General features: G+C 68.5%; 8 protein-coding genes. 6 read left to right on the plus strand and 2 right to left on the minus strand.

Annotation, left to right across the window (positions count from 1 at the left end):
- Window positions 1-249 precede the first annotated feature (249 nt).
- The 3 genes from OV287_RS31050 to OV287_RS31060 all read left to right on the plus strand — a co-directional run bounded on the left by OV287_RS31050 (window position 250) and on the right by OV287_RS31060 (window position 5,270).
- Window positions 250-3,732, plus strand: coding sequence for an ATP-binding protein (locus OV287_RS31050; protein WP_267537666.1), 3,483 nt, complete (start codon window positions 250-252; stop codon window positions 3,730-3,732).
- Between the two features lie 68 nt (window positions 3,733-3,800).
- Window positions 3,801-4,535, plus strand: coding sequence for a lysozyme family protein (locus tag OV287_RS31055; protein ID WP_267537667.1), 735 nt, complete (start codon window positions 3,801-3,803; stop codon window positions 4,533-4,535).
- A 57-nt stretch (window positions 4,536-4,592) separates the two neighbouring features.
- Window positions 4,593-5,270, plus strand: coding sequence for a hypothetical protein (locus tag OV287_RS31060; RefSeq protein WP_267537668.1), 678 nt, complete (start codon window positions 4,593-4,595; stop codon window positions 5,268-5,270).
- A 54-nt stretch (window positions 5,271-5,324) separates the two neighbouring features.
- Here OV287_RS31060 and OV287_RS31065 read toward each other — a convergent pair whose 3' ends face one another.
- The gene (locus OV287_RS31065) at window positions 5,325-6,644 is read right to left on the minus strand and encodes a hypothetical protein (protein ID WP_267537669.1); all 1,320 of its coding nucleotides are present in this window, start codon (window positions 6,642-6,644) and stop codon (window positions 5,325-5,327) included.
- Window position 6,645: 1 nt separating this feature from the next.
- The gene (locus OV287_RS31070; protein ID WP_267542444.1) at window positions 6,646-9,438 is read right to left on the minus strand and encodes a TonB-dependent receptor domain-containing protein; all 2,793 of its coding nucleotides are present in this window, start codon (window positions 9,436-9,438) and stop codon (window positions 6,646-6,648) included.
- Between the two features lie 154 nt (window positions 9,439-9,592).
- Here OV287_RS31070 and OV287_RS31075 point away from each other — a divergent pair, with 154 nt between their 5' ends.
- From OV287_RS31075 to OV287_RS31085, 3 genes are all read left to right on the plus strand, one after another.
- Entirely contained in the window at window positions 9,593-10,492 is a 900-nt protein-coding gene (locus OV287_RS31075) for a 1,4-dihydroxy-2-naphthoyl-CoA synthase (protein ID WP_267537670.1), read from the plus strand.
- A 304-nt stretch (window positions 10,493-10,796) separates the two neighbouring features.
- Complete coding sequence (locus tag OV287_RS31080) at window positions 10,797-13,529, plus strand: ATP-binding protein (protein ID WP_267537671.1); 2,733 nt, start codon at window positions 10,797-10,799, stop codon at window positions 13,527-13,529.
- A gap of 134 nt (window positions 13,530-13,663) precedes the next feature.
- Window positions 13,664-14,653: an SCO family protein gene (locus tag OV287_RS31085; protein ID WP_267537672.1), complete on the plus strand. Its 990-nt coding sequence runs from the start codon at window positions 13,664-13,666 to the stop codon at window positions 14,651-14,653.
- Window positions 14,654-14,677: the final 24 nt, after the last annotated feature.

Raw genomic sequence — 14,677 nt, forward strand, 5'->3', positions numbered from 1 at the left:
CTTACCGGGGGGAGTTGGAGGCAAGCGCCTGCATGCGTTACAGGGGTGATCCGGGTGCGGTGCTCCTTGTGGACCTCGAACCGGGTGCCGAGATTTTCGAAGACCATCCATGCTCCCCGAGAGCCCGAGCATCCCGCTGACCCACAGGACAGCGGGGGTTGCGTTCGATGGAACGAAGGCACGACGGCGAATCCCCTGCGCTCCAACGGCGTTGGTCATGTCGAGTCCTTCTGCGACCGGCAAGAATCCATGAACCAGCACCTCCACCAGGCCCCCACCCTCCCGTCCAAGACGCATCCGTACGAGGCGGCACACGCCTCTCCGCCCGTACTACTTGCGAATGACACCTTCGCGGGCGGAGGAGAAATGGGCGCCTGCATGCAGGCCTTCGATTGGGCGGCCACGTCGCTCGGGCCCGTGGAGGGCTGGTCCCCATCGCTGCGCAGCGCGGTGAGCATCTGCCTCACCTCGCGCTTCCCCATCGTCCTCTACTGCGGGCCGGAGCTGCTCGTCTTCTACAACGACGCCTGCATTCCCATCTTCGGGCGCAAACACCCCATGGCTCTGGGCCAGCCGAGCCGCGAGGTGTGGTCGGAGATCTGGCACATCATCGGGCCCATGCAGCTCGGGGTGCTCGCCACGGGCAAGGCCACGTGGTCGGACGATCTGCTGCTCGTCATCGATCGGGCCGGCTACCCGGAGGAGACGTACTTCACCTTCTCCTACAGCCCCATCGGCCTCGAAACGGGCCGGGTGGAGGGCATCTTCGTCGCGGTGAACTTCAGCACCGAGCGCGTCATTGGTGAGCGGAGGTTGCGCACCCTGCGTGAGCTCGCCGAGCACGTTGGCGAGGCCCGCTCGCCCGAGGAGGCCTGCCGGCAGGCCGCGCGCACCTTCTCGGCCAACCCAGCGGACGTGCCCTTCGCGCTGATGTATCAGCTGGACGAGCAGCGCACCCAGGCCACCCTGGTCGGTGCCTCGGGGCTGGAAGAAGGCGGGGCGGCGAGCCCCCGGAAGGTGAGCCTCGAAGAGGCGGATGCCCACGGCTGGCCGCTGGCACGCGTGGCGGCCACGGGGCGCATGGAAGTGGTCCCCCATGTGCGCGAGCTCTTCGGAGACCTGCCGGGAGGCCTCTGGAATGAGTCACCGCACACAGCGGTGCTGCTGCCCATCTCGCAGCCCGGACAGAAAGCCCCTTACGGCGTGCTGGTGACGGGCGTGTCCCCGCGCCTCGGGCTGGACGAGTGCTATTGGACCTTCTTCAAGCTGGCCACCGGGCACGTGGCCTCGGCCGTCGTCAACGCGCAGGCCTACGAAGCCGAGCGCCGCCGCGCCGAGCAGCTCGCCGAGCTGGATCAGGCCAAGACGACCTTCTTCTCCAACATCTCCCATGAGTTCCGCACACCCCTCACGCTGATGCTCTCCCCCATGGAGGACGCGCTGGCCTCTCCCCAGAAGTGCCTGGCCGGAGAGGAGCTCTCCACGGTGCACCGCAACGGTGTGCGCCTGCTCAAGCTCGTCAACACGTTGCTGGACTTCAGCCGCATCGAGGCGGGGCGCATGCAGGCGTCCTATGTCCCCACGAACCTGGCCACCCTCACCGCCGACCTCGCCAGCACCTTCCGCTCGGCGATGGAGCGCGCCGGGCTGCGGCTGATGGTGGACTGCCCTTCCCTGCCCGCGCCCATCTGGGTGGACCCGGAGCTGTGGGAGAAGATCGTCCTCAACCTCGTCTCCAACGCCTTCAAGTTCACCTTCGAGGGCGAGGTGGAGGTGGCCCTGCGGTGGCGGGGCCAGCACGTGGAGTTGACCGTGCGCGACACGGGTACGGGCATCACCCCCGAGGAGCTGCCGCGCATCTTCGAGCGCTTCCACCGCGTGCAGGGCGCTCGAGGACGATGCTTCGAGGGAACGGGCATCGGGCTGGCCCTGGTGCAGGAGCTGGTAAAGCTGCATGGCGGCACCGTGAAGGTCCAGAGCGAGCTGGACCAGGGCACCACCTTCACCGTGTGCATTCCCACGGGCAACGCGCACCTGCCGCCCGAGCGGCTCGGGGCGGCGAGGACATTGGCCTCTACCGCGATGGGGGCGAGCCCCTTCCTCCAGGAGGCCGCCGGGTGGACGGAAGCGACGCCCTCCCTCGCGGCCGCGCGCACGCCCCCCGTCACAGCCGTCCCGAGCACCTCGGAGCCCCTGCCGCGCTCCGTCCCGCGCGAGGCCCGCATCCTGCTCGCCGACGACAACGCGGACATGCGCGCCTACGTGGAGCGGCTGCTGCGGACGCAGGGTTGGGACGTGGAAGCGGTGAGAGACGGAGCCACCGCGCTCGAGGCGGCCCGCGCACGCCCGCCGGACCTCGTCCTCAGCGACGTGATGATGCCTCGGCTGGACGGATTCGGCCTGTTGCGTGCCCTGCGCGAGGACGCGCGCACCCACACCGTGCCCATCATCCTGCTGTCCGCCCGCGCGGGCGAGGAAGCCACGGTGGAGGGACTGGGTGCCGGCGCGGACGACTACCTCACCAAGCCCTTCAGCGCACGCGAGCTGGTGGCCCGCGTGGGCGCCGCGCTCGCCATCGCCCAGGTGCGCCAGGAGGCACTCCGCCGCGAGCAGCAATACGTGGCCGAGATGGAGGCCAAGCAGCGGCTGCTGGACGCGGTACTCCAGCAGATGCCCGCTGGCGTCATCCTCGCCGAGCCGTCGGGCCGGCTGACGTTCCACAACCATCAGATGGAGAAGCTGATGCGCCGCCCTCCATTCACCGCCAGTTCCCTGGAGGAGTGCATCCACTTTCGCGGCTTCCACCCGGACGGCCGCCCCGTCCAGCCCCACGAGTGGCCCCTGGCGCGCTCGCTGCTCCTCGGTGAGGAGTTGGTGGACCAGGAGCTGCTCCTGGTGCGCGACGACGGAACGCGAGCGATGGTGCGGGTGAGATCCAGTCCGATCCGGGATCAGGAGGACCGCATCATCGCTGGCGTCGCCATCACCCAGGATGTGACGCAGCAGAAGGAACAGGAGGCGGAGCTGCGCCGCCGCGTGGAGTTCGAGCAACAGCTCCTCGGCATCGTCAGCCACGATTTGCGCAACCCCATCAACGCCATCACCCTGGCCGCCCACGCGCTGCTGCGGTGCGAGGAGCTCGACGCGCGAGCCACGAAGTCCGCCAGCCGCATCCTCTCCTCGGCCGATCGCGCCACTCGGATGATCCGCGATCTGCTCGACTTCACCCAGGCCCGCCTGGGTGGAGGCATCGCGCTGGAGCGCCGGCCCACGGACCTGCGGCTGCTCGTGCAGCAGGTGCTCGACGAGGTGGAAATGGCCTGGCCAGAGCGCCACATCGAAGTGCTCCAGCATGGCAGCACCTGGGGAGAGTGGGACGTGGACCGGTTGGCCCAAGTGGTGTCCAACCTGGTGACCAACGCCCTCAAGTACAGCCCCACGGATACACCCGTGCACGTGGACCTGCGCACCGAAGGCGAGGCCGCGGTGCTGTCGGTGCACAACGCGGGCTCGCCCATCCCGCCCGACCTCATCCCCCGCCTCTTCGAGCCACTCCAGCGTGGAACCCGGGAGATGGACCGGGCGAGCCGAAGCATCGGCCTCGGCCTCTACATCGTGAAGCACCTGGTGGAGGCGCACGGGGGCACCGTGTCCGCACGATCGAGCCAGGACGAGGGCACGACTCTCACGGTGCGGCTGCCCCGCACGCCCGGCACTCCGACCCGGCACTGATGCCCGCGACTCACTTCGGCCGGGCCGCCCCCCTCGCCCCCCTCTCCCATACGGAATATAAAGGGCTCATGAGTTCAGCGCGTCCGGTCACCGTGTCCCTGGTGGTACTGCTCTCGTTCATGCAGGCCTGCGGAGCGGACGGCCCGGCGCCGGCAGACGGCTACTTCGCGACACTGCCACCCGGCTCGGAGCTGCCCTCCGGGGCCGAGTGCGCCGGACGGGTGCGGCGCTCCTCCTGGGAGCCCCGCCCCGAGAACGCCCAGGCCAACCAGACACGCGGCGCACCCGGCGTGCGCATCGACGGGGCCAGCGACGAGTTCAACGCGCGCTTCTCCGGGAGGATCGACGGCGACTTCACCGGCACCACGGATGAGATCCTCCAGTGGAGCGCGTGCAAGTGGGGCCTGGACGAGGACATCGTGCGTGCGGTGGCGGTGGTGGAGAGCGGGTGGAGGCAGTCCACCGTGGGTGAAGACTGGTCCACCTTCGGTCTCATGCAGGTGAGGAGCTCGGTGCACGCAGGCACCTACCCCTACACGAAGGACAGCACCGCCTATGGCGTCGAATACGCGCTGGCCTGGCGGCGCGCCTGCTACGAGGGCGACTTCACCTGGATGAACAGCCCCTACAAGCAGGGCGGCTACGCCAAGGGTGACGAGTGGGGCTGCGTCGGTGCCTGGTTCTCGGGCGACTGGTACGACGGGGACGAGAACGTGACCTACAGCGGCGCGAAGCCGTACATCAAAGAAGTCAAACAGAGACTCGCCGAGCGCACCTGGACGCGGTCCGACTTCAGGGACTGAAGGGATGATAAGTCTTCTGCCCTTCCGCCCGTTTCGGGCGGAGAGACAGGAGACATCATGCGTTGGATGCACTGGCTGCCCGGAGCCGTCCTCTTCACCGCGCCCCTGGCGCTCGCACAGACACCGGCGGCAGCCAGCCCGCGGAGCTTCACCGCCAACCTCGTGACCATCTTCAAGGGCGGCAAGGAATCGTCCACCCGGCAGCGGATCGCCGTGCGCGGAGACATGATGCACTTCCGCTCGGGCGACGAGCCCATGGGCATCCTCCTCGACTTCGGCCAGGAGAAGGTGTGGATGCTCATCCCGCAAGAGAAGATGGCCATCGAGAGCAAGCTCACCCGGAGTCTGAATTTCCCGCTGTCCCTCGTGCTGACCGATGCGAGCGGGAACCCTTGCGGCAAGGAGCCGACCCTCACGTGTACTCGCGAGGGCGAGGAGCCCATCTCGGGGCGTCCGACGGTCAAGTGGCGCATCGTCCATACCAGCAAGGACAAGAAGACGCGCACCGAGACGGCCTGGGTGGACCCGAAGCTCGGCACCGTGGTGCGGCACGCCACCGAGGATGGCGGCGCCATGGAGTTGCGTGACCTCCAGGAAGGCCCGGTGGAGGAAGCACTCGTCCAGTTCCCCGCGGGTTTCGTCACGGTGGACGAGAAGAACCTGCGCCACGAAGATGAGCCGAAACCCGCTCCGAAGCCGAAGAAGAAAGACACGGCTCCGGGCAAGAAGCCCTGAGCGGCCAGGTCCTCTTCTGGGAATGACAGCTCGTGCCCGGCCTCTGGTAGCCCCTCACTCGAAGAGGGACACTTCCTTCAGGGCCTTGAGCTCGACGGGGCGGCTGCTCTCGATGGGCACGCCCCGCAGCCTCACGTGGCGCACCGCCACCTCCGTGTGCAACGCCCCCTCCAGGTAGAGGTTCGTCGACAGGTCTACCTCGAGCGCGGGATCCAACGGATTGTCCGCGGCCCACAGCACCTCCAGGTGATCCCGATAGCCTCCCCGATCCGTCCCCCCCAGCGAGGGGCGGATCACCTGCCCGAGCGACACCCACCGCTCACCGTCCTCGCTGCCCTCGACGAACAGCGTCTTCAGCGGGTTGTTCACGTAGTCGGCGGCCAGGCCCCGGACGACGATGCGGGACGGGCGGGCCGGGGCCGCCAGTGTGAGGCGCAGCTCCTGCGGCCACCGCTCACTCTGGCTGGACACGGGCGAGAACTTCACGGAGGCGAGCTGCCCATCGGTCCACGGACAGGCCGTGACACCCGCGGGCAGAGGCTCGCACGAGGCGCCCCGGCTGATGGGATGCAGCCCAACGCCCGGCATCGGCAGACGCTCGCTGCGCCACTCCAGCCGGTACCCCACCGAGCTGACCCGTCCCCCGAGCGGCTCGAACTGCCACTCCCCCGACGACTGCGCGCGCACCATCACCTCGAGCTCATCGAAGTCCTCGCGCAGCCAGGGGGCCGCCATCCACGGGGAACCCGCCGCTTCCTCCTGCCAGAGCACCGCGCCGCCGCGCTGGAGGAGCTGCACCACGGGCCGGGGCGTCGTGGCCTCGTCGTACCAGACCTCCCCCGGCTCCAGCGCCGTGGAGACGCGCCACGTCCCGGTGGGCGGGAGCTCCGGCCGGAGGGGCACGGGCGCGAAGGACACGGCAACGTGGCCCTCGGTACCGTCCCCCACCGACAAGTCCGCAGCCCAGGGCCGCAGAGAGGGAAGCTCCACATCTCCACCACCGAGCTCGAACGAGAGGATGGCGGCGCGCCCCTCCTCCTGCGAGACGATGCGGAAGCGGTAGCTGCGCCAGTCGTAATACCCCCCGGTCATCACGCGCTCGGAGGTGGCGCCCGCGAGCAACTCCAGGGTGAAAGCCCCCTCCGCTCTCGTGGTGGCAGAGGCATGCGGGGAGAACTCCGGCGGGTTCAGGGTAGGGACTCCCCCCCGCCATGAGGAGAGCGCCCGCTCGAAGGAGAGCGTGGCACCGGAGACGGGTGTGCCATCCGTGCGCAGCACCTGTCCGTACGCGAAGATCGGATCCTCCGGGTACAGCTCGCACCCAGCGGACAGCAGCGCAGCAAGGGGGAGAAGGTGACGGAAGAAGGGTCGCATGTCAGTAGGTCGCCTTCAGGCCGAGCATGGGGATGATGAGAGGAAGGGCCACCGGCTCGCGCAGGTGCTCGCGCCTGCCACCCGTCTCGTTCGGATCGGAGAAGTTGTAGAAGTAGCCGTAGGTCTCCCGCTGGAAGGACACGTTGAGGATGTCCAGGTAGAGATCCAGCGTCAGGTCCTCCAGGGCCCAGCTCTTCGCGACGCGGAAGTCCACGCGGAAGAAGGGAGGCAACCGTCCGGCGCGGTCCACGTCCTGGCGCACCCAGATGGGATTGCCCGCCACGTCGAAGCGCGCGGACATGGTCTTGGAAGTGACCTCCCCGGACTCGGGGCGGCCGGTGTTGAAGTGCACCACCGTGCCCAGCGTGAGGTCCTTGCCGATCTTGTAGCTGAGGGCGGCGTTGAAGACGTGCTCCTGCTCGAAGGCAAAGGGCAGCGTTCCGCGCGTCCATTCCACCACGTTGCCATCGGCATCGAAGCGGGCAAAGCGCTGGTGACGCTTGCTCTGCAGGAAGCTGTAGGAGACCCAGCCGAACCAGTTGTCGCCGAGCGGGTGGCGCACCATCAGCTCCGCGCCATAGGCGTAACCACTCTCGGCCGGATCCGGACCCGACAGCCCAATGCGGCGCCGCTCGAGGGCCACCTCAGTGAGGTCGAACTCCACCGTGCGCCGCAGCGGGTTGTAGAAGACATCCACGCCCACCTCCCACCCGTTGAAGGGCTTCCACTCGGCGCCCACGTCCATCTGCAGGCCCTCCTGTAGCCCGTAGCGCAGGCCCGAGGTGTCCAGCACGGGGACGTGCAGCAGCACCGTGGGAGGCTGGTGGAAGAGGCCCGCGCCGGCCTTGAGGGTGAGCGACTCCGAGAGCGCATGGCGCACCGCCAACCGAGGCTCCAGCGCCAGGTGCGTGATGCCCGGCACCAGATGATAGGAGTCCGCACGCATGCCCGCCGACACCGTCCAAGGTGACGCGGGCCTCCAGACGAGCTGCGTCCACCCACCGCTGAAGGTGGCCAGGGACGAGGGGCTCTGGAAGGGATCGTCGCTCAGCTCGTCCTCGCGCTGGCCCGGAGCGATCCCAGTGCCCTTCAGGACGATGGCCGCGCGCCGGTGCTCCACATCCGCGCCCGCGGAGAGCTCCAGGAACTCGGAGAAGCGCCGCTGCCAGCGCGCGCGGGCGGAGACGCTTACCTGGCGCAGCGTGTACTCGCCCGCGCGCTCCACCACGATGCCCTGGGGCCGCTTCACGGTGCGCTCGCCAATGAAACCAAAGTCATCCAGGCCCCAGGTGAGGCCCAGCTCCGCCTCGCCACCGGCCAGCGGGTGCGTGCCGCGCAGATCCACCCGGTGAAAGACGGTGTGGACTCCAACGCCATCCCTCTCGGGGGCGTCCGGAATCGGCGTTACCCCAAGGTCGTCGGAGCTGCCGAGGGCGAAGAGCCGCAGGCGCCCCTGTCCCAGCTTCTGCTCCACGCGCGCCTGGTAGTCCCAGAAGTTGGCCCGACCCCGGGAGTAGTCCTGCTGAGTGCCATTGAGGGCCTCGGACAAGGGGAGGAGCAGCAGCCCCGTGTAGCTCACCCGGCCCGCCACGCTGACGCTGGTGCCGGTGGAGGCGAAGGGGTATTCGACGAAGCCGCCACTGTTGAGCAGGTCCGCGTAGACGGTGTAGTGCAGCCGGTCCTCGCGCGGCCGGCTGATGCGCCCCTCCACCGCACCGCCCAGCAGCCGCCCGTACTGCGCTGGTGGCACGCCCGCGTAGAAGTCGATGGAGTCGATGAAGTCCGGGTGCACCACCGCGGGCCCGAGCAGCAGGTGGTACAGCATCGGAATGCGCACGCCATCCAGGAAGAAGCCAGTGGCCGCCGGCTGGCTGCCGCGCACCACCGGGTACGAGATACCCGAGGCGAGGCTGCCCACGCCCGGCATCAGCATCACCACGCGGAACGGGTCTCCCACCGTGCCGGGCACCTCGCGCAGCTCCTGCTCGTGCAGGGTGATGCGCGATACCTCGGTGCGCTCGCGCTCATCACGCACCACCGTCTCGTACGGGTTCACCACCAGCGGCTCCAACCGGTAGAGCACATCCAGCGTCTCGCCCTGGATGAGCACCTCCTCGAAGCGCTCCGGCGCATGGCCGGGCGCGCGCACCTCGATCCGATGGCCTCCCGGGAGCGTCTTCAGCGAGAAACGCCCATCGGAGTCCGTGGTGGCCACGGGGGTGGTGCTCCCATCGAGGAAGACAGCCGCACCCACGAGCGGGCGGCGCGTGCCCTTCGCGCGCACCGTGCCCGTGAGGTGGCTCATGAAGGACTCGGGCAGGGGCGCTTCGAAGCGGTAGACAAAGGGCAGGCGCACCGACACCGGCTGGCCCCCGAGCGTCGCAGGCGAGAAGCGCAGCCCCTTCGCCGCGGCCACCGCGGACGCCACCAGCGCCTTCTCCGAGGTGCCTCCCGTGACGTACACCTCCGCCACCCCACCCTGCTCGTCCACGCGCAGCTCCAGCACCACCTCGCCGTCCACGCCCTCCAGTCCCTCGGGGTACTCCGCGGGCGACTCCTGCGTCAGCACGGGCGGCACCAGCGTGGCCTCGCCCCCATCCGTGGAGAGCCCCAACCGCCGGGCGTCTTCGGCCGAGAGCGTGGTGCCCGCGTCGGTGGCGTGCACGTCCACCTCCACGGCGCGCTGCTCGCCGGTGGTGGGAGGAAGGCCCTGCGCCGCTCCGGGCCAGGGGAACAACAGCAGGCCTCCGGTCAGGGCCAGGAGGAGCACGCAGGTGGGGACACGAGAGACCATCACACCGTCCCTACAACCATGCTCCGCCCGGTTCTGTCATCCCCCCTGCCGCCACTGATTGCCCGATGGAGGCGCGCTCCTCATAGGGCGCGGCGCTCGATTGACGCTCGGGGCGGGCATCACTAGGGTCGCGCCCCTCCCAGGAGTAATGACAATGAAAGTTTCCGCCATCTTCAATCCCGCGCGCTGGCGCGAGGTGGAAGGCTTCAAGTTCGAGGACATCACGTACCACCGCGCCGTGGAGCACGGCACGGTGCGCATCGCCTTCAACCGGCCCGAGGTGCGCAACGCCTTCCGGCCCAAGACGGTGGACGAGCTGTACACCGCGCTGGACCACGCGCGCATGAGCACCGACGTGGGCTGCGTGCTGATCACCGGCAACGGCCCCTCTCCGAAGGACGGAGGCTGGGCGTTCTGCTCGGGTGGAGACCAGCGCATCCGTGGCAAGGACGGCTACAAGTACGAGGGTGACGCGGCCAACAAGCCGGACGTGGGCCGCATGGGCCGGCTGCACATCCTCGAGGTGCAGCGGCTGATCCGCTTCATGCCGAAGATCGTCATCGCCGTGGTGCCCGGATGGGCAGCGGGCGGCGGGCACAGCCTGCACGTGGTGTGCGACATGACGCTGGCCAGCAAGGAGCACGCGGTGTTCAAGCAGACGGATCCGGACGTGGCGAGCTTCGACAGCGGCTACGGCTCGGCGCTGCTGGCACGGCAGGTGGGGCAGAAGAAGGCGCGGGAGATCTTCTTCCTGGGTCTCGACTACACGGCGGACCAGGCCGCCGCCATGGGCGCGGTGAACGCGTCGGTGCCGCACGAGCAACTCGAGGACGTGGCTCTGGAGTGGGCCCGCCTCATCAACTCCAAGAGCCCCACGGCGATGCGCATGCTGAAGTACGGCTTCAACCTGCCCGACGACGGCATGGTGGGCCAGCAGCTCTTCGCGGGCGAGGCGACGCGGCTCGCCTACGGCACCGAGGAGGCCCAGGAGGGCCGCGATGCCTTCCTGGAGAAGCGCGAGAAGGACTTCAAGCGCTTCCCCTGGCACTACTAAGGCCGAGAAGGGCCCAGCTGAACTGCCGCGGCGCTCGACTGCCACACCTGGGCGCCCGGCAACTGTCTCTTGTGGATTTCTTCGCACCTGCTGCATGCCATCGCTCCTTCGGAGCGGCGCAGCACTCTCTTCCCCGAAAGTTTGCAGTCAGGACGGCTGACGTGTCCGCCGTCCGATTCCCTTTTCTCCGAGGGAACACATCCATCGTACCGGGGGAGTGGACAGCGGCGGAGGGGAGAACCACCTTGCTCAGGCCCTGTGAGAAACAACTCGTCACCAAGGATGCCATCGCACCAGTGCGGACATGCTTCAGTTGCGGATCCACGCCAAGCTTCTGGTCGCGTTCGTCCTCGTGCTCCTGCCGGTGCTGGGGTTGCTGGTCGTGGACCTGCTGTCGGACCTGCACAGGACGCGCGAGGACATCCTCCACGTCCAATTCATGACGGCCCAGGCTGTCGCGGGACAGGCCTCGGAGACGTTGGATGCCGCCATGAGCTTTGGCTGGGCTGTGTCCAAGGATCCGCTGCTACGAACCCTGGACCCGCAGCAGTTGGATTCACACTTGAAGGAGCTGGCTGCACAGAGTCCGCTCTATGACTCCGTCGCTGTCTTCGATGCCACCGGCATCAACCGGGGCTGGAGCAACCCCACCTCCCCGGACGAGCCCCGGCTCTGGATTGGCGATCGTCCGTACTTTCAAAAGGTGATGACCACCAACGCTCCGGTCATCTCCGAGGTGCTCGAGTTGCGGCGTCCCATCCGCACGGGACTGCTCGTGAGCACGCCCGTGCGCGGGCCAGATGGAAAGCCGATTGCCGTCTTCAACGTGGTGCTGCGGACGGACCTGCTAGAGCAACGTTACGTGGGCGCGCGGCTCCAACCGGGGCAGGCCCTCTTCCTCGCCGATCAGAACGGCCGGCTGGCCTTCCACACCGGCCTTCCCGAGCTCTCCTTTGAGCAGAGCAATGCCTACGCCCACTTCGAGCCCCTCCGGATCGCACTGCGCGGCATGCCCTCGCGGCTCTCCCGGTTCACCAGTCCCCTCCAGGGAGATGAGCGCCTGGGAGCCTTCGTCCCGGTCCCTCGCTACCCGTGGGCCGTGGGAGTGACGATCCCCTACGACCTCGCCATGGCACCGCTCTACGAGCGGGCGCGCACGAGGCTGGTGGCGTTTGGAGGCATCTTGCTGTTGAGCATCCTGCTGGCGGCTGTACTGGCGCGCTTCTTCACCCGTCCGGTGCGGCAACTCCAGATCGCCTCGAAGGCCCTGGGCCGCGGAGAGATGCACAGGCGCGTCCACATCTCCACGGGGGATGAGCTGGAGGATCTCGGCACCACCTTCAATGAGATGGCGACCCGCCTCAGCCAGCGCCAGGTGGAGGTGGAGACCCTGCGCGCCCAGGCCGAGCACCAGGCCCAGCAGCTCGCCGCCATCATCGCCAGCGTGCCGGATGCCATCTTCCTCGCCAACCCGGACGGACAGTTGGCGGACGCCAACCCCGCGGGCCTCCGACTGCTCGGGCTCGGGGATCGCGCTGAGCTGGGCGGCGCATCATCCATGGCCCTTCAGCTCCAGAATCTGCGGCATCCGGATGGCCACCCGATGGCGCCAGAGGAGCTGCCCATCCACCGAGCCCTGGCCGGAGAGACCTTCACCGACGTAGAGGTGCTCCTGCACGGGCCCGACGGCCAGGAGCGCCTGCTCAGCGTCCACGGTGCCCCAGTACGGGATGTGTCCGGGAAGCTCATCTTCGGGGAGGTGGTGGTGCGCGACATCACCCGGCGCCGGCGCGAGGAGGAGGAGCTGGCGTGGCTGCTCGAACGAGAGCTGGCGCTGGCGCGCATTGGCCAGGCGCTCGTCAGCGAGATGGAGCTGGAGCGAATCGCCCGCGTGGTCATCGAGCAGAGCCACCATGCGCTGGGGGCCGACGGCATTGGGCTCTGGCTGGCAGATCCGGAGCGCCAGGAGTTGTCGCTGCTCACCTCCCATCGGCTGACGGCGGCGGCGGAGGAAGGGCTGCGCCGCGTCGCGTTTCAGGCGCCCCTGCTCACCGCGAAGGCTGCTCGGGAAGAGCGCATCCAGGTGATCGAAGACGCCCTGGCGGGAGGAGCGCCCACGCGCTCCGGGTGGCTGGCCCGAGAGGGAGGGTACCGCGGCATGGTGGCGGTTCCGCTGCACTCCCACGAGCGCCTGGTCGGAGTGATGTCCTACTTCACTCGCGAGCCCCGTCCCATCTCTTCGCGAGCGCTGGAGTTCCACACCATGGTGGGCCGGCTGTTCGCCGTGGCCATCGAGAAGGCCCGCCTGTTCCAAGAGCTGCGCGCGGCTTTGCGGCTGCGTGAGGAGTTCATGTCAGCGGCGGCCCATGAGCTGAAGACGCCGGTGACCTCCATCCAGACGTGGGCGGAGTTGCTGCTCAACCTGGAGGTGCTCACGCCGCGCCAGCAGAAGGGGCTCACCACCATCGCGCGCAACAGCCGGAGGATCTCCCGGCTGGTGGAGCACCTCTTCGCGGCCGTGCGGATGGCCCCTGGGCCACCGAAACTGGAGCGCCAGCGCTTCGAGCTCCACACGCTGGTGAGGGAACAGGCGGAGAAGTTCTCCCGGACGACGGAGAATCCGATCCACGTCGACGCCATGGAGGCACTGTTCATCCATGCGGAGCGCCAGTTGCTGGGAGAAGTCGTTGCGCACCTGCTGGAGAACGCCGTGCGCTACTCACCTCCCGGTGGGCCCGTGGAGCTCCGGGCGCGGCGCGTCGGCAGCGAGGCGGTGGTCTCGGTACATGACCAAGGGCCGGGGATTCCACCAGAGCGCCAGCCCCATGTCTTCGAGCCCCTCTATGAGCCGCTGCCTCCAGGAGCCCCAGGCTATACGGGCGTGGTGCACCTGGGACTGCACCTGAGCCGGCAGATCATCGAGGCACATGGCGGCCGCATCTGGGTGGAGAGTCATCCTGGCGAGGGCTCCACGTTCTGCTTCAGCCTCCCCCTGAGTCCCGCCCCGCTCAAGGAGGACTCACACACGTACAGCTGAGCCCTTTCGCTCGGAATCCGACAGGAGCGTCGTCCTCCAGGGCACCTCGCCACCGCGGCGCTGCCCGCTTAACTCAGCCCCTTGGCTACTCGGCGGGAGGGCGCGAGATGGGAGGACGAAGAGTCCACAGGACGATGGGATGGGCACGGAGGCTGCTGCCAGCACTGGCCGTGGTGCTGCTCGCGGCCGGTTGCCGCAAGGAGAAGGGCGAGGACTTCGCGGTGGTGCCCGTCCAGCCCGCTCCAGCCCTGGAGGCGCCTCGGGCCTCGGGCGAAGTGTTCCGGCTGAGCGAGCAACGGGGAAAGGTGGTGGTGCTGTCCTTCGGCTACACGGCCTGCCCGGACGTGTGCCCCACCACCCTGTCGCAGCTCCAGCGCCTCCACGGCCGGCTAGGCGAGGCCGCGCGAAACGTGGAGGTCGTCTTCGTCTCCGTGGACCCCGAGCGCGACAGTGCCCAGCAGCTCGAGACATACGTGCACGCCTTCAACCCGCGCTTCACTGGCCTGCGCCTGGACACAGAGGCCCTTGCTCCGGTGATGTCCGCCTGGCGCGTCACCGCCTCGCGCCGCTATCCAGACAGCGCGCGCTATCGCGAGCACCCTTTCACCGGAGACCTCCCCTACACCGTTGATCACACCGGAGCGTACTTCCTCATCGACAAGGCAGGCGCGTTGCGCGCGCGCATGCCCTACACGGTGCCCGTCGAGCGGTTGCAGCAGGAGGTCGAGCGTCTCCTCTCGGAAGACGGAGCGCCCGTGGCCGAGGTCCGGGTGGAGAAGGCTCGAGCGCGGCTGACACCGGCCCGCGTCGGGGCCGTCTATCTCACGCTGGTGAATACCTCCGGGCGGGAGGATCGGCTCGTCTCCGCCGAGTCCGCCACCGCCGGAAGGGTGGAGATGCACGAGGTCATCGCCCAGGGAGAGCTGCTGCAAATGCACCCAAGGCCCGAGGGCTTCGTGGTGCCGGCGAAGGGCCGCGTCGAGCTGGCACCGGGGGGCAAGCACCTCATGCTCTACGCCATCCAGTCCTCGCCCACGAGTCTTCCCCTCACCCTGCACTTCGAGAAGGCCGGCACCGTCCACCTCACCGTCCCTGTCTCCGCACCGGGCGCGGACGAGCCGTAGCCATCTGGGGCAATCATGCATCCA

The organism is Archangium lansingense (assembly GCF_026626635.1).
In the GTDB taxonomy this organism is placed as follows: Bacteria; Myxococcota; Myxococcia; order Myxococcales; family Myxococcaceae; genus Archangium; species Archangium lansingense.

What these genes read in the sequence shown, in the direction of transcription:
- OV287_RS31050 (WP_267537666.1), top strand. Translation starts at nt 250, where the DNA reads ATGAACCAGCACCTCCACCAGGCCCCCACCCTCCCGTCCAAGACGCAT.
- OV287_RS31055 (WP_267537667.1), top strand. Translation starts at nt 3,801, where the DNA reads ATGAGTTCAGCGCGTCCGGTCACCGTGTCCCTGGTGGTACTGCTCTCG.
- OV287_RS31060 (WP_267537668.1), top strand. Translation starts at nt 4,593, where the DNA reads ATGCGTTGGATGCACTGGCTGCCCGGAGCCGTCCTCTTCACCGCGCCC.
- OV287_RS31065 (WP_267537669.1), bottom strand. Translation starts at nt 6,644, where the DNA reads ATGCGACCCTTCTTCCGTCACCTTCTCCCCCTTGCTGCGCTGCTGTCC.
- OV287_RS31070 (WP_267542444.1), bottom strand. Translation starts at nt 9,438, where the DNA reads ATGGTCTCTCGTGTCCCCACCTGCGTGCTCCTCCTGGCCCTGACCGGA.
- OV287_RS31075 (WP_267537670.1), top strand. Translation starts at nt 9,593, where the DNA reads ATGAAAGTTTCCGCCATCTTCAATCCCGCGCGCTGGCGCGAGGTGGAA.
- OV287_RS31080 (WP_267537671.1), top strand. Translation starts at nt 10,797, where the DNA reads ATGCTTCAGTTGCGGATCCACGCCAAGCTTCTGGTCGCGTTCGTCCTC.
- OV287_RS31085 (WP_267537672.1), top strand. Translation starts at nt 13,664, where the DNA reads ATGGGATGGGCACGGAGGCTGCTGCCAGCACTGGCCGTGGTGCTGCTC.